Below are 20,447 nucleotides of genomic sequence, written 5' to 3' on the forward strand. Positions count from 1 at the left end.
CGTGGTGAGAGTTGGCCCCTACCTCACCCGTCTCGCGCTGCTCCAGCTCTTCAGCGACGACCACACGCCGCGGGAGAGGCGGAAGCAGTCGACCGGGGTCGACGAGCCCAGCGCCAGGAAGCGATGCAGCTGCACGCCGCTCCACTGGAAGCCGCACTTCTCCAGCACGTTGCGCGAGGCCGGATTGGTGACGCGCGCACCGGCATAGAGATGGTCGTCCTCGAACTCCTCGAAGAAGAAGTCGATGGCGCCGCGCGCGGCCTCGGTGGCAAAGCCCCGGCCCCAATGCTCGACGCCGAGCCAATAGCCGAGCTCGGCATTGTCAGGCGTGGAGCGGTCGATGCCGACCATGCCGATCGGCCCGCTGTCGTGCTCGATCAGGAACACGGTCTCGGCTTCGAGCGCGGCAATGTGCCTGATGAATGCGACGGCGTCGTCCTGCGAATAGGGATGGGGCAGGCGGCGGGTGTTTTCAGCGACACGGCGGTCGTTGGCGAGGCGGGCGATGGTGTGGGCGTCGGCAAGGGTCGGCCGCCGCAAGGTCAGCCGCTCGGTGGCGACGACGCCAGGTCTCGCCTCGGCCAAGGTCACGCTCGAGAAATCCTGCAACATGTCCGGCTCCGTCAAAGTCACAAAATCAAAAGTGAACACGACAAACGAAAAGGGGAGGCCGGTTTCCCTGCCTCCCCTGGAGCCTTCGATCTCAAGGATCTCTAGGACTCCGCCGGTTCGGTCAAGGACCCGGCGGACTCCATATGATCCACCGTCTATTCAGCCGCCTCTGCGAGCGGGAGCACCGCTACGAAGGTGCGTCCGTTGGCTTTGGCCTGGAATTCAACACGACCCTCGATCTTGGCGAACAGAGTGTGGTCCGTGCCCATGCCGACGTTGAGGCCGGGATGCCAGGTGGTGCCGCGCTGACGCGCAATGATGTTGCCGGGAATCACGTGCTCCCCGCCGAACACCTTGATGCCAAGGCGCTTACCCTTTGAATCGCGACCGTTGCGCGATGAACCGCCTGCTTTTTTGTGAGCCATGGCTCGTCTCCGAAATCCTGCGTATCTTCTTAGGTCAATTCCTTGACGGAATCATTTCAAAACGTCGCACGCCTCAATTCGTGAATTGGCGTGATCGGTCTTAAGTTACTCGGCAGCTTCCGCTGCAGGCGCCTTGGCAACCTTTTCCTTCTTCGGACGCGGGCCCTTGGTGGGCTTGGCGCCGTCGGCCAGGATCTCGGAGATGCGGAGCACCGTGATCTCGTCGCGATAGCCGCGCTTGCGGCGCGAATTCTTGCGGCGGCGCTTCTTGAACGCGATGACCTTGGGGCCGCGCTTGTGGTCGAGCACCTCGACCGCAACGGAGGCGCCGGCCACCGTCGGAGCGCCCAGCACCGGCGTGTCGCCGCCGAGCACCAGAACTTCATTCAACTGCACGATCGAGCCGACTTCGCCTTCGATCTTGCCAACTTCCAGGACATCATCCGGCACGACGCGGTATTGCTTGCCGCCGGTTTTGATGACTGCGAACATCGTTTTTTTCCTTCGTGTTCAATCCCGGCCTCATGACTATCTGCCAGGGGCCGGCTTTTTGTCAGTCGCTATGGGTTAATGCGTTTTGTGCGGGCGGGGATTATCCCTTTGAAAACCCACGCAAAAACATGCGGCGCGAGAAACGCCCCGCGCCGGTTGTGCGGACTTATAGCTGCCATCGGGCAAGAGTCAAGGAAAAGCGGGCGAAAAAGGCCCGGATTTGAAGCAGTTGGCCAGACCGCCCGAATTGCTGCCGCCCGAATTGCCGCAGCCGAGCAACCAACCGGTTCCCTCGCCGTTGTCTTTCCAAATCCGAAAACGCGGGCAAGGGCATTTCATGGCAACGGACGAACTGGTCAAGACCACGGGCATCGCCAATCACGGCGGCGAGCGGCTGCCATCGGTCGACATCGACAGCTTCAATATCGAGCTGAAGGACGACGACGGTTTTCTCGGCGACCGCGCCAGCAAGGGCGCGTTCCGCGAGATCCTCGAGCGCTGGCGCAAGCCGCTGCGCAAGACCGGCGAGGACCCGTTCGGCAAGGAGCCGTCGGAGAACATCAGCAAGAAGACGCTGGATTCCATCCTGATCAGCGACGACGTCGAGGCTTCCGCCGTGGTGCACAGCGCCATCGAGGAGTTCGCCCAGGAACTCGCTTATGTCACGCGCCGGTTCCTGAAGACAAAGGCCTGGGCCAAGACCGAGCGCATCGTGGTCGGCGGCGGCTTTCGCGATTCGCGCCTCGGGGAGCTCGCAATCGCGCGCGCCGAGATCATCCTGAAAGCCGAAGACTTCAAGATCGACATGGTGCCGATCCGGCATCACCCCGATGAAGCCGGCCTGATCGGCGCGCTGCATCTGGCGCCGTCATGGATTTTCGAAGCCTATGACAGCATCCTCGCGGTCGATATCGGCGGCACCAACATTCGCTGCGGCCTGGTCGAGACGGGCTGGAAGAAGGCAAAAGACCTTTCGAAGGCCAAGGTGGTGAAATCAGAGCTGTGGCGGCATGCCGACGACGAGCCGACGCGCGAGGGCGCGGTGAAGCGGCTCACCAAGATGCTGAAGGGGCTGATCACGGAAGCCGACACCGATGGCTTCAAGCTCGCGCCCTTCATCGGCATCGCCTGTCCCGGCGTGATCAACGCGGACGGGTCCATCGAAAAAGGGGCGCAGAACCTGCCGGGCAATTGGGAGAGCAGCAAGTTCAACCTGCCGGCGAGCTTGATCGAGGGCATCCCCATGATCGGCGAGCACGACACCGCGATTCTGATGCACAATGACGGCGTGGTTCAGGGCCTCTCCGAGGTGCCGTTCATGCAGGACGTCGATCGCTGGGGCGTGCTCACCATCGGCACCGGCCTTGGCAACGCCCGTTTCACCAACCGCCGCCGCGACAGCGGCCAAGGTAAAGACAATGGCAAGGACCGGGATGCTGCGGAGGGGAAGAAAAAGCCCAAAGAAAACAACAAGGAAAACAACAAGGACTCTGCCAAGGCGGACTAACCAGCGTTTGGACACCGGTTCGCGTCAGGAAAACGCGTCAACCAGGGTAACCTTGACTGGTTAGGTTAAGGACAACTTTACGTTGCAGTTACCGAAACGCACGCTAAGGTGGAACCGTCGACTCACGCAGGCCTGCGAAGCCGCCCTTCCTGGCCTGCTTTTTGATGAGCGGCACGGGACCGCCAGTGGTTTACCGCGTCTGGCGGTCCCATCCCGTTTTCTTCTTCGCCTCTCCCGCTTGCTTTGCGGGAGAGGTGCACCGAGCCAGGATCGGCCTGATTCAACCCAATCTCGGCGCGCTTTTGGGGGTCTAGCCGGCAGCGGGGCTGAAACAGGCAGCGGATTTTCCCCTCTCGCGCCTTGTCTGGCCCGCCATCCTCGCTTATGAACGCCCCCAACCACAGGGGCCCTGCCTCACTATGGCGACCTTCAGGAGAGGTGGCAGAGTGGTTGAATGCACCGCACTCGAAATGCGGCATAGGTGCAAGCCTATCGGGGGTTCGAATCCCTCCCTCTCCGCCAGACCCACGGTAAGTGACTGAACTGGGGCTTTTACGCACCCGCAAGCTTGCCGCAGCGCTCGAAAACCTTAACGACCAGTCGCTAGTATGGCGTGCACTGGAGAATTGTTCGATTCGTAAATTAAATGTGTGGAAGTAAGATAGCCGGATCGGATTGACCGGACTTTCTAACTATAGGGTATTTCTCGGTCATCATTGTGGTCAGAGAGCTGCTCTGAGCAAGGAACACGCAGTAGGATATGACGACCGCTCGCCACATCGTCGCTTTGCTCAGGAGCCACATCGATGGTGATGAGGATCGTTTCCTTTCCATTGCGACCCAACTGGCGGCGCATCAGGCAAGACAAGGCCACGGCAAGCTCGCCCAAGAGCTGCGCGAGCTAATTGACATTGCCAAAGGGAAGGGGGCGACTGTAGGGCGTCGCGGCGCAGGCCCGGTCCCGCTTGCTCAGCCGAAGGGCGAACTCAGCAATCTGCTCTCGGCTCGCTATTCTGACATTCGCCTCAATAGCATGGTGCTGGCGCCGGATTTGGAGGCTCGCTTAGCGCGGGTTCTGACTGAACAGCGTCAGCAGCAGCGCCTGCGCGCCCGTGGTCTGCAGCCACGCCGCAAGCTGCTGCTCGTAGGTCCCCCCGGGTCGGGGAAGACGATGACGGCTTCGGCTCTCGCTGGCGAATTGAAGCTTCCGCTATTCACCGTCCTGTACCAGGGCTTAATCGGCAAGCTCATGGGAGAGACGGCCACGCGTTTGCGGCTCGTGTTCGATGCCATTGCGGTTCAGCGTGGCGTTTACTTTTTCGATGAGTTTGATGCAATCGGATCCCAACGTTCTCAGTCGAACGATGTCGGCGAGATCCGACGTGTGCTTAACTCGTTTCTTCAGTTCCTTGAAAACGACGACGGACCGAGTCTGATTATTGCCGCGACGAATCATCCCGAAATGCTCGACAAGGCCGTTTTCCGTCGCTTCGACGACGTCATTAATTATGGATTGCCGGACCCGGAGATCGCGCGCGGCATATTGGAAGCTCATCTGACAGGGTTTAACCTGTCGGACATTCATTGGTCATCAGTCTTAGAAGCCACCGCGGGCTTAAGCCAGGCGGAAGTATCGCGCGCGGCAGACGAGGCGGCAAAGATCGCCGTGCTCGAAGACTCAAATGAGATAGAGACTTCGACGCTGCTTTCGACAGTGGCGGAGCGTAAAGCCGTCATAAATTGAGGTGCAGTCGCTAAATGGCTCGACCGCCGCGCAATCGGCCGCATTTTCATCTGGAAGGTGGCGGTGAATCCGAGCCATATACTTCACCGCGCATTGTTATCACGGGACTACCTCCAGCCCGGGTAAGAGCGCAGCACGCAGAAAAACTCGGTCGCGCGATTGGGACCGCCGTCCGGCAGGCTCGACAGAAACTTGGGGCTCGCGACCCTGCCGTCGCTGAGGGCGAGAGAGGGTTTTATCTTGAGTTTGAGATTCCAGCAGCGGAACGGGGCGCCGTTGAGGGTCTTGAGAACAAGCCCGCGGCGATTGAACTCGTCGCCGTTAGGCCCGCGGCCGACAATCCGGAGATGGTATCCGCCACCGTGTTCGTGCCTGAGCGCTCGGCTGAGTTCTTTGCCAAAAAGGTCGAGACGTATAGAGACAAGAACTCGAAATCGGGAAAGCCTCGGAACGAAGTTTTGATCGCTCGCATCGAGGATGTCCGCCTAGGCGCCGTTCGCTCGCTTTTTACGGATGACATGGCGCTGTTCCCGACGGCTGGTCACCAAGCGTGGTGGGAGGTTTGGGTTCGTGACGGTCGCCTGGAGACGCTTCGGGATGTCGCGCAACGCCTAAACGTGGCGCTAAAGGAACATGCCATCAGCTTTCCGGAGCGCGAGGTGATTCTCGCGCTCGCCACTGAAGAAGCGATGGCCAGTCTCGTCGATAACAGTGACGCCGTTGCGGAATTGCGCATTGCCAAGGACACACCGACACTTTTTCTCGAAATGCGGCCGATTGAACAGGCAGAGTGGGTGGGCGATCTCACCGACCGCGTCGAGGTACCTGACGCGGTGGCACCAGCAGTATGCCTCCTCGACAGCGGGGCGACCCGAGCGCATCCGTTGATTGAGCCCGGTTTGAATGCAGCTGACCAGCATGCCTATGACAACGATTGGGGTGTAGGCGACAGCGCGTACTGGAACGGACATGGTACGTCGATGTCAGGCGTCGCGCTTTATGGGGATCTCGAAGAGGCGCTGAGCCAAGGTGGTCAGGTCGAGCTACGCCATCGGTTGGAGACGGTGAAGATCCTGCCGCCGGCTGCCCAGAACGATCCCGAACTTTATGGCGCAATTACCGAGCGGGGCATCGGCAGGGCTGAGGCGCAGGCTCCACATCGTCGCCGCGTGTTTTGCATGGCGGTGACGAGCGAAGTCGGTCTCGGTCGTGGTCGCCCATCGTCGTGGTCGGCGGCCATCGACCAGCTTTGCTATGGTGGAGGTGACCGTCGGCGCCTCATGGTGCTCGCTGCAGGGAATCTGCGAGGGGACATCTCGGCCGAGGAATATCCCGACCGTAATGACCTTGAAGAGATCGAGAGCCCCGCTCAGGCGTGGAATCCGCTGGTTGTCGGCGCGTATACCGACAAGATCGGCATATTTCATCCCGATTTTGATGGCTGGCAGCCAGTAGCCCCGGCGGGCGACTTATCGCCGGCAAGCCGAACGTCTGGCATTTGGGATCGTCAGTGGCCAATCCGACCAGACGTCGTCTTCGAGGGCGGTAACTTCGCTCATGATGGTGTCAATCCGGCTTCTGCGATTGATGATCTTCAGCTCCTAACAACGCACTACCGCCCGCAAATGCGCCTCTTCGAGGCGTTCGGCGACACAAGCGCGGCCGCGGCGTTGGGCTCGCATCTTTGCGCCCGCGTATTGGTCGCGCGTCCCGAGCTTTGGCAGGAAACTGTGCGAGCTCTCGCGGTACACTCAGCCGAATGGACGTCGGCAATGCGCGCACAGATTGAGGGGGCTGCGCAGTCACAAAAAGTAGCTATGCTTCGCCGATATGGATGGGGCGTACCGGATATCGGTCGCGCAGTGATGAGCGCGACGGACGATGCGACTCTTATGGTCGAAGACGCACTGCTGCCGTTTCGGAAGGATGGCTCCACGATCAAGTCTCGCAGCATGAACCTCCACCGCCTGCCATGGCCCCGGGACGAGTTGCTCGCGTTGGGAGAGCAAAATGTCGAGCTGCGGATCACTCTGTCCTATTTCGTCGAGCCTAATCCTGGTGAGCGGGGGTGGACGAGACGACACCGCTATTCGTCTCATTCCTTGCGTTTCGCGGTGAAGCGATCGTTAGAAAGCCTCCAGCAATTTCGCCAACGCATCAACAAAGCTGCAGAGGCGGAAGAGGAAGGGCAGTCTGCAGCCGCGGCAGGCGGCGATAATTGGGTACTCGGCGCGATTCGCGATAAAGGATCGATCCATTCGGATATATGGCGCGGAAGTGCGGCTGAGCTCGCTGAACGGGATGCAATCGGCGTGTTTCCCATTAGCGGGTGGTGGAAAGAAAAGCCCGGGCTTCAGCGATGGGATCGCTCCGCGCGGTATGCGCTAGTCGTGTCAGTGAGAGCTCCTGGGGCAAACGTAGATATTTATGCGGCAATTGCGACCAAGATTGAAGTTCCGATACCAGCTGCGTGAAGTAGTAGGAGCCTCAATTGTTGATCGCAGATCCGCACAAGAGACGGATCGCCTCTTGAAACTCCGCGGTGTCCACAGTCAATTCTCGTTCTCCCCCAAGCGGACATCACCCTAGCTCCAAGCCTCACAACATCGCAATCACTCCGTGTCACCAGCGTGCGCCAGTGCGGTTGCCGCGAGCAGGCCATCGTGCCGCAATCGCCCTCCCGTACACCTTGCAAACCCGCGAAATCCTCACGATGATCTCCGCGTCACTGCAATCGCTCGCGAGGCCTTCATGCGAAAATGCGAAGTCGCCGTGCTGGGTCTGGGGCTGATGGGCGGAGCAGCGCTGGGCGCATTGCTGGATGCCGGCGTCGATGCGCTCGGCTTCGATCCGGTCGCGGCAGGGTCGGATCGAGGCTCGTCGCATGGGTCATGTCGCATTTTCCGTCGCTTCAATTTCGAAAACCCCAACTACACCAGCCTGAGCGACGAGGCTCATGCCGGCTGGATCCGGTTGCAGGCCGAAAGCGGTCAAACGGTTCTGACGGAAACCCCTATCCTGGAGGCCGGCCGCCCCGGCTCCGCCATGGTGGCGTCCTCGCGCGCGGCCGCGATCGCGACAGGGCGTCCGGATCCGATGATGACCGCTGCTGTCGCGAACAAGGAATTTCCGGCTTTCAACCTGCCTGACGATTGGGACGTCGTGGTGCAGGACGGTGGCGCGATCCTGCACACCGCTACAGTCATGAAACTGATGCGATCATGCGCCGCGAATCGCGTGATTCCGGAACGCGCGAGCTTCACGCCGCGCCACGACGGCGTCTCGATCCGCACGGCGAGCGAAGAGTTCTTCGCCGAGCGCGCCATCCTCGCGCTGGGCCCATGGATCGGTCGCGCACTCCCGCGGCTAGGCGCGCTGCTTCACGTGACCCGACAGGCGGTCGGCTGGTTCGCGCCCGCCCGCCCCGACACTGTGGTTTCAGGTCGTTTCCCGATCTTCATTCTGGACCGGGGTCCTGATGACATCGTCTACGGCTTTCCGGATTTCGAACAGCGCGGCGTCAAGGCTGCGCCTCACAACCACGGGCCCGTGGTCGGCCCCGACGATTGGGGTCCGCAGGCCACCGATGCCGAAATCTGCCCCATCGGCGAAGCGCTGGCCGCGCTCGTCCCCGGCGCGGCCGGGCCCATCGTCGATCGCGACGTCTGCCTCTACACCAACACCGCGCCCGCCGACATCAGGCTGGACGCGGGCGATGAATTCATCATCGATCGCTGGCCGGAGTCCCGCCTCATCGTCTGCTCCGCGTGTTCAGGCCATGGTGCGAAGTTCGCGCCCGCCATCGGGCAAAGGCTCGCTCGCCTTGCCACCGATCCGTCCTACCAAGCCGAACCCTTCTTTCAGCTGTCCCGATATTCTCAATTCGCCTGAGCGGATGCTGGGATTTCGCGCCCCGCCTGTCGAACCTCCCGCCACGATGCCATCATGCACCTGTTTTGCCCGACGGAACAAGCGCAAATTTCTGAAATTCCGTAGACGTTGGCAAAAGCCCTTGTTCTGACGGGAGCTGGCTACTGTGCATGGGGTTGTTTTCGCGTTGATTGCCGCTCGACGACCAAAGCCCGCAGGCGCCGTGGCCGTTTGAACCCGCCGCCGCCGCGCTCCGACCAATAGCCCGCGGCCGGCAGTCGGCCGGCTGATCCACGACGATGTGATCCACGACGATGTTCGACAAAGCTTACCGGCAGCGCCTCGAGGCCGACCTTGCGCAATGGGAGGCCGATGGCGTGATCGCGCCGGCGGCAGCTGGCGCCATCCGCAATGCGTTGCCGCCGCTCTCATCCGGCATCAACATCGCCGTCGTCGTTGCCATCGTCGGCGGCCTCCTGATCTCGGCCGCGTTCCTCGCCTTCGTCGCCGCGCACTGGACCGAGATCGCGCGCCTATCGCGGTTCGCGATCCTGCTCGCCGGCATGTGTGTTGCCGGCGGCCTCGGCGCGTGGTTCGCCGCGGCGGGCCGCACTGTTCTCGCCGATCTCTGCGCCAGCATCGGTGCCATCATCTTCGGCGCGGGCATCGCGCTGGTCGGCCAGATGTATCATCTCGGCGACGATTTTGCTGGCGGCATGCTGCTGTGGTCGATTGGCGCATTCGCCGCGGCGCTGCTGACCGGCTCGCGCGGCGCGCTTGCGGTCGCCCTCGTCGCCGCCGGCATCTGGACCTGCATGCGCGCCTATGACGCGCCTGATGTCCTGCATCTTCCGTTCCTGCTGCTCTGGCTGATCGCCGCCGCGGTTGCGCTCGCCTGGAATTCACGCGTCGCGGCCCATCTCGTTGCCATCGCAGCGCTGCCGTGGTGGATCGCGACAGCGCTGCGCTTCGATCTCGATGGCATGCAGCCGGCATTCGTGCTGGCGAATGGAGCCGCGCTGCTGTTCGGCGCCGGCCTTGCGATCGCAGCTCACGCCTCGCCGCGGGCGCAGCGGCTTGGCAGCGTGCTGTCGATCTACGGCGCGTTTGCGCTTGGCCTCGTTGCCTCCCTGGAGGTGACGACGATCGACGACATCTTCCGCTTCCGAACCGGCACGGCGCCAGCGCAGCCGCCATGGGCGATCCTGTGCGGAATTGCCGGCGTGGTTCTTGCGCTCGCCTCCGCCGGCGTGACAAGGCGCGCAGGTGAAATCCTCGCGGCCTGTGCGATCGGCCTGGTCCTGGTCGCCGCGCCGATCTGGCCGGCATCCGCAGCCGGCGAGCCCTGGTTCGCCTATGCCGCGCTGCTCGCTGCCATGCTGTGCCTCGTCGTGTCAGGCGTGCTCGATGACGTGCGGCCGCGCATCGTCGCCGGCTGGCTCGGCATCGCCGGCGTCATCGCGGGCATCACCTGGGCCGTGAAGGGCTCGCTGCTGCGCCGCTCGGCCTTCCTGGCGGCGGCCGGCGTCATCGCCGTCGTGTTCGCCTCAGCGCTCAATCGCATGCTGCCGAGGGCCGGGCGATGATGAAGCTCTCCGCACTCTGGCAGCGCATCCCGAAAGCCGTGCTGTTCGGCGTCGCGATCCTGCTGCAATGCGCGCTGTTGATCCTGATGGTCGCCGATCGCACGCAGATCCTGCGCGAGGGCCGCGAGGTGACCTTGCAGACCCGCCCCGTCGATCCCCGCGATCTGCTGCGCGGCGACTACGTCACGCTGGGTTACGACATCACGCAACTGCCGGCAGGTGCGCTCGCAGGCCAGCCGTCCGCCGAGCGCAATCCGGTCGTGTTCGTCAAGCTGGCGCCTGATGCCGATGGCCTCTATCGGGCCGTCTCGGTGCATGCGGCTCCTGTCGCGGTCACGGCGCCCGAGGTGCTGATCCGCGGCCGCGTCAGCTATTCCTGCGGCTCAACCGGCCGCATCTTCTGCGACAGGCTGACGATCCGATACGGCCTGGAAAGCTATTTCGTGCCGGAAGGCGAGGGCAGGAAGCTCGAGCAGGCCCGCAACCAGCAGAAGCTGCGAATCGTCGCCGCCGTGCTCCCCTCGGGCCGCGCCGCGATCAAGCGGTTGCTGCTCGACGGCGAGCCTGTTTATGAGGAGCCGTGGTATTAACCAGCTTGCGCCTTTACCGCCCGCCGCAGCACATCCCACATGCGCAGATCATTCATATGCGCTACGTTGAAGCGCAGGAAGTTTTGCGCGGTCTGCGACACGCTGAACACATTGCCCGGTGCCAGCACCACATCCTCTTCGAGCGCAGCGCGCGCAACCGCCGTGGCATCCTGTCCGTCGGAGAGGCGGCACCACAGGAAGAAGCCGCCGCGCGGCATCAGCCAGGGCTCGATGCCGAGCGTGCCGAGTTTTCGCGCCACGTCGCGACGGGCCCGCGTGAGCTTTTGCCGGAGCTCGTCCATGTGCTTGCGATAGCTGCCGCCGACCAGGACTTTTACGATCATCTCGGTCGCGACCGGGCTCGGGCCGCCAAAGCTGGTTGCGACCTGGAGATCGACGAGATGCTCGACCCAATCGGCCCGCGCGGCGATGTAGCCGCAGCGGACCGAGGCGGAGAGTGTCTTGGAGAAGCTGCCGATGCGGATCACACGGTTCAATCCATCGAGCGCGGCCAGGCGCGGCGATCGCTCCGGCTCGAAATCGCCAAAGATGTCGTCCTCGATGATGGTGAGATCGTGTGCGGCAGCCAGGGTCAGAAGCCGGTGCGCGCTCGGAAGCGACAGCGTCGCGCCGGTCGGATTGTGCAGTGCTGAATTGGTGATGTAGAGCCGCGGCCGTTCGGCGGCGAGGATCTGCTCGAAGCTGACGACATCGGGGCCCGACGGCGTATAGGGCACGCTCACGATCCTCGCCTGATGCGCGCGCAGCAACGCACGGAAATTGAAATAGCAGGGATCGTCCACCAGCACGGCGTCGCCGGGACGCAGCAGCAAGCGGCAAATCAAATCGGTGGCCTGCGTGCCGGAGCCCGTCAGCATCAGCTGATTGATCGAGGCCTCGATCTCGTCTTCGGCGAGGCGCGTGAGCAGCAGCCGGCGCAGCGCCAGCGAGCCGGAGGTCGAGCCGTAGTTCGTCAGCACGCTGGCGTCGCTGCGGGCGAGCGCGCGGGTGGCACGCCGTAGCGCCGCGTCCGGCATCCACTCCGGCGGCAGCCAGCCGCAGCCGGGCTTCGGCACGCCCGCATCCGTATCGAGCGATTGCCGGGAGACCCAGAACGGATCGACGGCCCGGTCGCGGCGCGGCTCGGCCTCGGTCAAGGCGAGCGGTGGCGTGACAGTCGGCGAGACATAGAAGCCAGAGCCGCGGCGGGCGCGGACCAGCCCTTCGGCGGCGAGGCGATCATAGGCTTCGACCACCGTGGATGGCGAAACACCCATCGTCGCGGCCAGGCTCCGGATCGATGGCAGCCGGTCGCCGGCACTGAGTGCGCGGCCGGCCACCTTGGCGCGGATCGCGCTCATCACGTCGACGGTCCGCGTGCCGCCACGCCCCTTTGTCTGCGCCCCGCCATCCAAGGTGTATGACCTTCCATGCCCATACAGTTTTGCGGGATTGTATGGGATTGTCGCTGGTTTTGCCATCGGCCCGGACCGAAGGTCGTCGCCCAAAAAGGTAAGATGGACATGCAATCTGCGGGCAGCGGCTGGGGCAACGGGCTTCTCGGCGTCATCATCTTCAGCGGCTCACTGCCGGCGACGCGCGTCGCGGTCGGCGGCTTCTCCGCGCTATTCCTGACCTCGTCGCGCGCGATCATCGCCGCGCTGATCGGTGCGGCCGTGCTCGGCCTGCTGCGTCAGGCTTGGCCCGAGCGGAAGGATCTCGCCTCGCTCGCCATCGTCTGCGTGGGCGTCGTGCTGGGCTTCCCCCTGCTGACCGCGCTCGCGCTCGAGCACATCACCTCGGCGCATTCGATCGTCTTCATCGGCCTTTTGCCGCTGTCGACCGCGATCTTCGCCGTGCTGCGCGGCGGCGAGCGGCCGCGGCCGCTGTTCTGGCTGTTCGCCATCCTCGGCAGCGCCACGGTCGCGGGCTTTGCGCTGTCGAATGACGGATCGGCGTCGCTCACCGGCGATTTGCTGATGGTCGCGGCGATCGTGCTGTGCGGGCTCGGCTACGCCGAAGGTGCCGCGCTGTCGCGCCGGATCGGCGGCTGGCAGGTGATCTCCTGGGCGCTGCTGCTGGCGTTGCCGCTGATGCTGCCTGTCATGATCTGGACCTGGCCTCAGGCATGGAACGGCGTCGGTCTGCCTGCCTGGATCGGCCTCGCCTATGTCTCGATCTTCAGCATGTTCGTCGGCTTCATCTTCTGGTATCGCGGCCTTGCGATCGGGGGCATCGCGCGCGTCGGCCAGTTGCAACAGCTCCAGCCGTTCTTCGGGCTCGCGCTGGCTGGCTTCCTGCTGCACGAGCCGGTCGCATGGAGCATGATCGCCGCGACCGCGCTCGTGGTCGTCTGCGTCTTCTTCGCGCGACGACACGCCTGAGGGTCTCGTCTCACCCCTGGGCCATCACCGGCCGAGTCTGCGCGCTTCTGGCAAACTTCTTCAGCGGCATCGGCTTGCCGAACAGATAGCCTTGCACGAGGTCGAAGCCGAGCTCGTTCACGGCCATCAGGTCGGCCCGGCTCTCGACACCTTCCGCGACGGCGCGGGCGCCGTAGCCGCGCGCGAGCTCGACGATGTGACGGCACACCGTGCGCTTCAGGCGGTCATTGCCGCAGCCCGTGACGAATTGCCGGTCCGCCTTCAGCTTGATGAAGGGAATTTTGTCCAGTCCCATCAGCTCCGGCCAATTGGCGCCGAGATTGTCGACCGACAGGCCGATATTGTGGAAGCTCATCTCGCGCGCGATATCGGTCAGGAAAGCGAGGTCGTGGATCGCTTCATTGCTGGCGATCTCGATCGTCAGCCCGCCAAAGGCGGGATGTACCGGCATGCGGCGGCAGAGATCGCGCACGGCCTGCGGCTCCTTGAGATAAGGCGCGGGCAGGTTGATCGACAGATCGACCGCGCTCTGCTGTTCCAGGAGATAGTGCCAGTCCTGCACGGCGCGCTCGATCACGAATTCCGACAAGTCGCGGAAATGCGGATCGTGCTCCTCCGGGATGAAATAGGCCGGTGGCACCACACCCCAGGTTGGGTGGCGCATTCGCACCAGCGCCTCGGCGCCGCGGCGAACCAGCGAGCGCGCGTCGATTTTCGACTGGTACCAAAGCTCGAGCCAGCCCGCATGCAGGGCCTCGCCGACATGCACGGCCGGGCTCGGGGCCGGCTCCTCGGGCAGCAGCATCGCAACACGGTCGCGCAGCGTGTCGGCGGCAAAGGGCGTGGTGAGCGGCGGCAGCATCGTGAGCCCGTACTCCTCGCCGACCTGCTGCACGGCTTTCACGATGATCGAGTCGCGTGCGCCGACAGCGAGCACCTTGCCGTCGAAGCCTTCGCGCACCAGAACCTCCAGGAATTGGCCGGGCTCGATGCCGTCGGCGGCGATGCCGAGCAGGATCAGGTCCGGCAGATCGGTGGCCAGCGTCGCCTGCAGCTCGCTCGCACCGCTGCATTCGCTGGTGACGAAGCCAAGATCCTCGAGCACCTCGCTCATGAAGGCACGCAGATGGCGCTTGCTGTCGGCCACGCATGCGCGCGGCATTATTTTCCGTCGTCCGAAGGTCCTCAGCCGCCCCCCGGCGAGCTCACCAATCCCATCGTTCATCGCAGACCGCTCCCGTTTCGTTGCAGTCGAGTTAACGGAATGTGGGGCGTCAAAGTATGGAGAGCTTCACAGGAATCTTGAATTATCCTGATAACGTTAAAGCTCGCAACATTTGTAAAATTGTCCGAATTCTCTTCGAGAAGTTTTTACATCCGCCTGCGCGCTGCGTGCAGCTATGCGCTAAATCCGGTGAGAGTTTGCGAGGAGCGCACCGCCGATGCGCGCAGCCGGTGTCCCGCAATTGGGCGAAGCCGGCGCGCACTTCGCCCAATTGAATAACGCCGGCCTCAATTGGCTGTGGCTTTGTCGTGTTCGGCCATGCCGACTGCCTTGTAGTCATAGGTCGGATAGAATTCCGTGCGGTACGGACCCCACGCTGTATCCTCGATGATGCGGTTGACTTCGCGTAAGCGCGATGCCGGCAGGCGCAGCGTGACCACCTGGCCGATGCCCATCATGACGTACCAGCTCACGACCTCCACGCCCGCGGGTGGAAAGGCTTTGCGAAAGCCCTGCTTGTCCAGCTGAGCGTTGAGCTCACTGAGTGGACGCGACTGGTCGTGCTTGAAGAAGATTGTGAGCAGGACGGCATTGTCGGCGGTCGGCGCGGAAACGCCCGGAGGCGGCGCCGTCTGCGCCATCGCCGTTGACGCGAACGCGCCCAGGAGCCACGTCATCACGGTCAATGTCAGGCGGATCGATTTCATCGCCAATGTCCTTCCATGCAGCATGCGATGGACAGGAGGATAGAAGCGATACGCCCAGTCCATGAATTCATTTTCGCGCGATGCGCGCAAGTTCCGTCGCTGCGCGTGACGGTAATGCGGCAACTAGCCCGGTCCGACGGCAGAAGCGTGTGAAGCACCTCACACGCCTGATGCCGCCCATGCGCTATTGCTGCGCGCGGCCGGTGGTGGGCTATCAGGGATTGCAGCTATGTCGATGCGGCGGATGATCTACTGGTGGTTCAGATTCGTGATGTCGGGGCGATTTCTCGATCGCTTCCTGACGCTGCCGCACACGCCCGAATAGAATCTCGAGGAGTCAGGTCACCCCGATCAATTTGCGAAACGCCGCTGCTCCATCCTGCACGGCGTCGCGGCCCTTCCAGGCCAGATAGCTCAGCTTGCCGCCCAGCGTGTCCTGGCTGCGCAGCCGCCGCGAGCCGAGAATGTGACCGACATTGGCGGGGAAGCGGCTGACCTCGGCCGCCACCAGCGCCGCGATCGCGTCCATCAATTGCTGAAGCCGGACACCCCATTCGCATCGCTCGATGCCGTCGATCCGGACCTTGAGCGAATGTTCGGCGTCGTAGATTTCGGTGAGCAGGTCGCGCGCGACCAGGAACCGGTTATGGCGGAGCGCGATCCTCAAGGCGAGGCGCTTGTCGTCGAGCCGGTCGAGCACCATGGGAACGACGCAGGCATAGGGCGCCGCTGCAACCTCGTCCGCGCTCTTGGTCGCGGCCCCCTTGGTTGCAAGATATATGAGCCGCCAGAACGTCTTCAGGCGCCTCGCCACCAATGCGAGCGCAAACGGCAGCGCATCGGGATAGGACTTCTTGAAGCCGTCGAGTTGCGCGGTGATTTGCGCGATCTGGCCGTCGTCGAATTTCGTGATGGTGTCGGGCAGCTTGGCGTTGAATTTCGGCAGCGCCTCGCCGGCGCGCAGCACCTGCAGCATCTTTTTCACGTCGTCGAAGGCGGTGCGCGAGGCCGTGTATTGCGCGAGCTTGGCGCGGGCGAACTCCGTGCTCTCCGGCGAGGCGAGCGTGTTCTCGAGCACCTTGACGACCTTGCCCTGGAAGTTCGTTGCGATCTTCAGCACTTCCTTGGGATTGTTGGCGGTGACCTGGTCGTTGATCGCCCTGACGTAGTCGCGCGCCATGGTCGGCAGCAGGTCGCGGCAGATCCATTCCCAGATCGGGGTGAGCGTGTTGCGCGAGATCCGTCCCGCATTGGCATGCTCGGGCGCACCGTCGATCAGCAGCAGCTCGAGCGGTGCGAAGAAGTAGCGCGATGGATTGGTGGCGCGCGCCTGGTTCGATCCATCCTTGCGGAATTCGGCGCGCAGCTTGGCCTGGATCTCCGCCGAGCCCGGCATGTCGATGCCGCAGGCTTCAAGCCGCTCGAGCTCGCTCAGCAGACAGCTGCGCGACAACGGCGTCAGCTTCTGCAGGAACTCCGAAAGCTGGTCGATCTCGTCCATTGCACGCAGTCTCTTGCAACGTTTCCAGCAGGCCTGTCGGCCCGATGCATGGAGGCATTCGCGCGCTCTCAATTGTGACAAGAGAAGCAAGCCGCCGTTAATTTATCCGTAAAATGGGCGACGCCGGGCCGGCCGGTGCTGATCTCGTTAAGGATGTCTTTGGAGGTTGCCTACGAAACGGGCAGGCTCAGCAACTTTTACGACGGCTTGAGCGACCTGACACAAGCACAAATTGTGCCTGTGCCGGCATTCCAGCACAAAACCGACAAAATCACCGTAGTCTTACGGAGCAAAAAGTTAACCACAGAAGGCCTCGGGTTCCGCTAAACGAATCACATGGGGTCACAGAACGATACGGTTGCTGATTCGCGGCCGTCGGAAAGGTTCGAAAGCAGCGCTTCTGCGCGTGAAGAGCTCGATTTCGTCCGTCTCAATGCCGCCCGTGCCAAGGCGGCCGACGAGATGGCCGCGGCCATCGCGCGCGAGCTCAACGGCCCCCTGACCGCGTTGCTGCTCTATATGGGCGAAATCAAGCATCACAGCGACCAGCTTGCGCCCGCTTCGAGCGAACGCGCCTATTTGCAGCAGGTGGTCGCGAATGCGCTGGCCCAGACCGAGCGCGTCTGCGGCGTCGTCAAGCAGCTCGCCGGCTCGCACAAGGCCGGCTTGCCCTCTTCGTCCATCACCGAGGTTCCCGAGCTGCAGGCCGGCCACGCGTTGCAAGTACCGCGCGAGGCAGGCTCCGAGCTCTCGAGCCTGTCGGGCAAGCGGCTGACCAAGCGTGAGCGCGAAGTACTGAGGCTGATCAGCGAGGGGTTTTCGAACAAGCAGGGCGCGCTGCGGATGCAGATCAGCCCACGGACGTTCGAGAGCCATCGGGCCGAAGCGATGCGCAAGCTCGGCGCACGAAACACCGCCGACCTCGTCCGCGCTGCGCTGCTGCATTCGATCGATTGAGCGTGTCGTCTGGCGCCCCCACTGCGGCGGCGCCACTGCGCCTAGAAATAATCTTCGGCGAAGGGGCGCACACGCGAAGTCGGCCGCAGCATCTTCGGCTCTTCCTTCGGCGTATTCGGGATGATGGTGATGGTCCAGCGTGGCGGGATGGTCGATTCCTGCTCCAGCACGGAGCGGACAAAACCCGTCACCGTGGACTCGCCCGCCTTCACCGTAGCCATCCGGCCGTTGAACTGGGCGATGCGGAAGCGACGGACCTCTTTCTGATCCGCGGTCTCATAGGTGAACATGGAAACCCTCCTGGTTTCCGGGGACTATCGCCACCTATGATTAGTCATCCGTGAAAATTGCAAACCGTATAAGTACGGCGAGGTATCCGGGGCCGTCAATCCCGCGATTCCTGCGCCTTTGCGTCGGCAAAGGCCGCGTCCAATTGCTGCAGAAGATCATCAAATTCAGCGGCGCCGAGTGCATCGGCCGTGCTTTCCAGCAGCGAGGCCAGCGACGCGAGCCTGACATAGCCAAACGTCCGGGCGGTGCTCTTCAGTGAATGCGCCTCGCGCCCGATCCTGGCCCGGTGCTGGTCGAGCGCCAGCGTGCGAAACAGTTTGAGCCGCGCGATAGTCTCGCGCCAGAACACCGTCCGCACCTCGCTGGCGCCGTCCTCGCCGATTTCGCGCACCAGCGCGTCGAACGCGCCGGCCTCGCGCAGCGGTTCGAGCTCGCGCTGGGACGCGGTTCCAGGCGCAGGCGCGAATGTGGTGTCGAACATGGTTGTCCCGGTCCCCGTTTGGCGGCGTCCGGGAGATTTACGTCATTCCGATTGCAGTTCTGGTCACGAGAAGCGCGGTGTTTGACGGCTGAGTTAAGCACTTGCTTTACCATCCGCCGCTCGGTGCGCGCCGTCAGGGCCCGAGCAGTCGATCGTACTGGGCTTTGACCGTGGCATAGCATTCGCACGCCGTCTGGCGCAGCCCGTCCAGATTGAGGATCTGGATGTGTCCGCGGCTGTAATGGATGAAATTGGCCTGCTGCAAAGTATTGGCGACCAGCGACACGCTGTTGCGCCGCGCTCCGATCATTTGCGCCATGGCCTCCTGCGTCAGCAGCAGCCGATAGTCGCCCGACAGATCATGGGTGTGCAGCAGGCAGCGGGAGAGTCGCGACTCCACCGGATGCGCCGCGTTGCAGCCGGCGGTTTGCTGGACCTGGGCGTAGACTGCGAGGCCGTGGCGAAGCACCAGCGTTCGCAGGCTGGAGCTTTGCTCAGCCGCCACGCGCAGCCGGTCGAGCTCGATCACCGATGCGACGCCGGGAATGAGCACGATGGCGGTGTTCAGCGCGCATGCATCGCCCATGGTCGAGAGCGCGCCAAGCAGGCTGTCGCGGCCGATCATGGCGACTTGCACATGCTCGCCCTTGGCGAGCTTCACGACCAGCGAGATCACGCCGCGGTGCGGGAAGTAGGCGCGCTTGAGCGTCTCGCCGGTCTCGACCAGCACGGCGTCATGCGGCAGATCGACCGTGCGCAGATATGGGCGGATCAGTTCATAATCGTCCGTCGACAGCGCCGACAGGAGACCGTTGGAGGGGCGCACCATCGTTTCCAAAGCTGCCTCCCGTCTCGTCAATCAAGCAATCTTGGTTCGAAATCGATTCCTCGCTCAATAACAAGTTCCATCTTGTTCCCCGCAGGATAAGTTGGCAATCACAGACCTTACCGACAGCGCGATGTTTTGTTTCTTTGATGGCTTGTGTGCACTCCGGAATACAACGGGTCGAGCTGTCGACGGCCTCAAGGCGGGAGTCGCAGCAGCCGCGCGTGATGAGCCCTTACGGCGGAACAACAGTCGCAGGATGTCGCCTCCAGGGCGCACAGATCAGTGATTTCGATCTGGCCCCGGCTGTACCGGATGATTCCGGCGCGTTGCAGCTCATGCGCGACCAGTGAAACGGCGTTACGTCGTACGCCCATCATCTGGGCCAGGGTATCCTGGGTCAGCGGGAGGCCTTTCTTGTTGGACAGATCATGGGCGCGCAGCAGCCAGCATGCCAGCCGCGCTTCGACAGGATGAAGCGTATTGCAGAGCAGGGATTGCTGTGCGCGCGCGAACAGGGCTTGCTCGTGCCTGATAACCAGGCCGCGGAACCGGGCACTCGCGGCAGCAGCGTTGCGAAACGCCGAGATTTCAACGGCGGATGCGGTCCCGGGAAAGAGCGCGACCGCATCTGACAGCGCGATTCCGTCAGCGAGGGCTGCGCCGCCGGCGACGATGCTATCGCGTCCGATCATCGCCACCTCGATGGTCTGCCCTTCGGAAGGGCCTACGGTGATCGATACGGCTCCGTCATGTGGAAAGTAGACATGTCGCAGCGCCACATCAGCTTCACTCAAGACAGTTGCTCTGGCCAGTTCAATCGTGACGAGGTGAGGGCGCAACAGCTCGAAATCTGCTGCATCGAGCATTTGCAGCAGCTGGTTGGGCGGTCGGCCGCTTGCGGTCATACAGGCACGATCCCACACATGCCATGAGATGTGTCGCGCCCTCGACACCCAGTTGCGCGGCGGCTAAATTGTATTTTATTGGTTGTGTTGCTGTCCATATACCTGTTGGAGGGCACCTGCGACGCCGCTGATTGCGATGTCCGGCTATTCCTTCGCAGATCTGAATTCGTCGGCGCCGGACTTTCTGAGAATGGCGCTCGAACTCGGCGCGGCGCGCTGCCTGCGCAAGCCGTTCACGCCGGATGCGCTGCTGGCCGCGATCAGAGACTGTTTCGCTGAGCACCATGCGGCCGCTGCGCGGCTCGGTTACCGCGTTACTGTTCGCGACGCCGGGCGGGCAA

Annotated in this window: 19 protein-coding genes, 1 tRNA gene and 1 pseudogene; 10 read left to right on the plus strand and 11 right to left on the minus strand. The window is 63.0% G+C overall.

Annotated features, from left to right (window positions below):
- Positions 1-18 precede the first annotated feature (18 nt).
- The 3 genes from ACNJX9_RS02065 to rplU form a co-directional block, all read right to left on the minus strand.
- Positions 19-612, minus strand: a complete 594-nt coding sequence (locus ACNJX9_RS02065) for a GNAT family N-acetyltransferase (RefSeq protein ID WP_439407654.1) — start codon at positions 610-612, stop codon at positions 19-21.
- 155 nt (positions 613-767) lie between these two features.
- Positions 768-1,037, minus strand: a complete 270-nt coding sequence (gene rpmA, locus ACNJX9_RS02070) for a 50S ribosomal protein L27 (RefSeq protein ID WP_057740814.1) — start codon at positions 1,035-1,037, stop codon at positions 768-770.
- 105 nt (positions 1,038-1,142) lie between these two features.
- The gene (gene rplU / locus ACNJX9_RS02075; RefSeq protein WP_057740817.1) at positions 1,143-1,529 is read right to left on the minus strand and encodes a 50S ribosomal protein L21; all 387 of its coding nucleotides are present in this window, start codon (positions 1,527-1,529) and stop codon (positions 1,143-1,145) included.
- Between the two features lie 337 nt (positions 1,530-1,866).
- Here rplU and ACNJX9_RS02080 point away from each other — a divergent pair, with 337 nt between their 5' ends.
- The 7 genes from ACNJX9_RS02080 (at position 1,867) to ACNJX9_RS02110 (ending at position 10,826) form a co-directional block, all read left to right on the plus strand.
- Positions 1,867-3,036: an ROK family protein gene (locus ACNJX9_RS02080; protein ID WP_439407655.1), complete on the plus strand. Its 1,170-nt coding sequence runs from the start codon at positions 1,867-1,869 to the stop codon at positions 3,034-3,036.
- A gap of 432 nt (positions 3,037-3,468) precedes the next feature.
- Positions 3,469-3,558 (plus strand) — tRNA-Ser (locus ACNJX9_RS02085).
- 238 nt (positions 3,559-3,796) lie between these two features.
- Complete coding sequence (locus ACNJX9_RS02090; RefSeq protein WP_439407656.1) at positions 3,797-4,780, plus strand: AAA family ATPase; 984 nt, start codon at positions 3,797-3,799, stop codon at positions 4,778-4,780.
- Between the two features lie 14 nt (positions 4,781-4,794).
- Positions 4,795-7,254, plus strand: a complete 2,460-nt coding sequence (locus ACNJX9_RS02095; RefSeq protein ID WP_439407657.1) for a S8 family peptidase — start codon at positions 4,795-4,797, stop codon at positions 7,252-7,254.
- A gap of 277 nt (positions 7,255-7,531) precedes the next feature.
- Entirely contained in the window at positions 7,532-8,671 is a 1,140-nt protein-coding gene (locus ACNJX9_RS02100; RefSeq protein WP_439407658.1) for an FAD-dependent oxidoreductase, read from the plus strand.
- Positions 8,672-8,964: 293 nt separating this feature from the next.
- A complete protein-coding gene (locus tag ACNJX9_RS02105) occupies positions 8,965-10,236 on the plus strand; it encodes a DUF2157 domain-containing protein (protein ID WP_439407659.1) in 1,272 nt (423 codons plus the stop codon).
- Positions 10,233-10,826, plus strand: a complete 594-nt coding sequence (locus tag ACNJX9_RS02110) for a GDYXXLXY domain-containing protein (protein WP_439407660.1) — start codon at positions 10,233-10,235, stop codon at positions 10,824-10,826. The genes ACNJX9_RS02105 and ACNJX9_RS02110 overlap by 4 nt, the downstream gene beginning before the upstream one ends.
- Here the strand turns inward: ACNJX9_RS02110 and ACNJX9_RS02115 are convergent.
- Entirely contained in the window at positions 10,823-12,187 is a 1,365-nt protein-coding gene (locus ACNJX9_RS02115) for a PLP-dependent aminotransferase family protein (protein WP_439407661.1), read from the minus strand. The two genes, ACNJX9_RS02110 and ACNJX9_RS02115, sit on opposite strands and share 4 nt — an antisense overlap.
- Positions 12,188-12,349: 162 nt before the next feature.
- Here ACNJX9_RS02115 and ACNJX9_RS02120 point away from each other — a divergent pair, with 162 nt between their 5' ends.
- Positions 12,350-13,210 (plus strand): DMT family transporter, encoded by an 861-nt coding sequence (locus ACNJX9_RS02120; protein WP_439410236.1) that lies wholly within the window; start codon positions 12,350-12,352, stop codon positions 13,208-13,210.
- A 10-nt stretch (positions 13,211-13,220) separates the two neighbouring features.
- On the opposite strand, the gene ACNJX9_RS02125 is transcribed toward ACNJX9_RS02120, so the two are convergent.
- The 3 genes from ACNJX9_RS02125 to ACNJX9_RS02135 form a co-directional block, all read right to left on the minus strand.
- Positions 13,221-14,435 (minus strand): EAL domain-containing response regulator, encoded by a 1,215-nt coding sequence (locus ACNJX9_RS02125; RefSeq protein WP_271619424.1) that lies wholly within the window; start codon positions 14,433-14,435, stop codon positions 13,221-13,223.
- Between the two features lie 287 nt (positions 14,436-14,722).
- A complete protein-coding gene (locus ACNJX9_RS02130) occupies positions 14,723-15,142 on the minus strand; it encodes a hypothetical protein (RefSeq protein WP_439407662.1) in 420 nt (139 codons plus the stop codon).
- A 337-nt stretch (positions 15,143-15,479) separates the two neighbouring features.
- Complete coding sequence (locus ACNJX9_RS02135) at positions 15,480-16,643, minus strand: hypothetical protein (RefSeq protein ID WP_439407663.1); 1,164 nt, start codon at positions 16,641-16,643, stop codon at positions 15,480-15,482.
- Between the two features lie 336 nt (positions 16,644-16,979).
- On the opposite strand from ACNJX9_RS02135, the gene ACNJX9_RS02140 reads away from it, so the two are divergent.
- Entirely contained in the window at positions 16,980-17,600 is a 621-nt protein-coding gene (locus ACNJX9_RS02140; RefSeq protein WP_439407664.1) for a LuxR C-terminal-related transcriptional regulator, read from the plus strand.
- 41 nt (positions 17,601-17,641) lie between these two features.
- On the opposite strand, the gene ACNJX9_RS02145 is transcribed toward ACNJX9_RS02140, so the two are convergent.
- From ACNJX9_RS02145 to ACNJX9_RS02160, 4 genes are all read right to left on the minus strand, one after another.
- The gene (locus tag ACNJX9_RS02145) at positions 17,642-17,890 is read right to left on the minus strand and encodes a hypothetical protein (RefSeq protein WP_057740838.1); all 249 of its coding nucleotides are present in this window, start codon (positions 17,888-17,890) and stop codon (positions 17,642-17,644) included.
- A gap of 95 nt (positions 17,891-17,985) precedes the next feature.
- Positions 17,986-18,372, minus strand: coding sequence for an Hpt domain-containing protein (locus ACNJX9_RS02150; RefSeq protein ID WP_057740841.1), 387 nt, complete (start codon positions 18,370-18,372; stop codon positions 17,986-17,988).
- A 133-nt stretch (positions 18,373-18,505) separates the two neighbouring features.
- Positions 18,506-19,201, minus strand: coding sequence for a Crp/Fnr family transcriptional regulator (locus ACNJX9_RS02155; protein ID WP_439410237.1), 696 nt, complete (start codon positions 19,199-19,201; stop codon positions 18,506-18,508).
- A 194-nt stretch (positions 19,202-19,395) separates the two neighbouring features.
- On the minus strand, positions 19,396-20,106 hold the full coding sequence (locus ACNJX9_RS02160; RefSeq protein ID WP_439407665.1) for a Crp/Fnr family transcriptional regulator: 711 nt from the start codon (positions 20,104-20,106) through the stop codon (positions 19,396-19,398).
- A gap of 109 nt (positions 20,107-20,215) precedes the next feature.
- Between ACNJX9_RS02160 and ACNJX9_RS02165 the strand changes: the two are divergent.
- Positions 20,216-20,386: pseudogene (locus tag ACNJX9_RS02165) on the plus strand (response regulator); the annotation flags it as partial.
- Positions 20,387-20,447 lie beyond the last annotated feature (61 nt).

This window comes from Bradyrhizobium sp. BLXBL-03, assembly GCF_051853015.1.
Classification (GTDB): Bacteria; Pseudomonadota; Alphaproteobacteria; order Rhizobiales; family Xanthobacteraceae; genus Bradyrhizobium; species Bradyrhizobium manausense.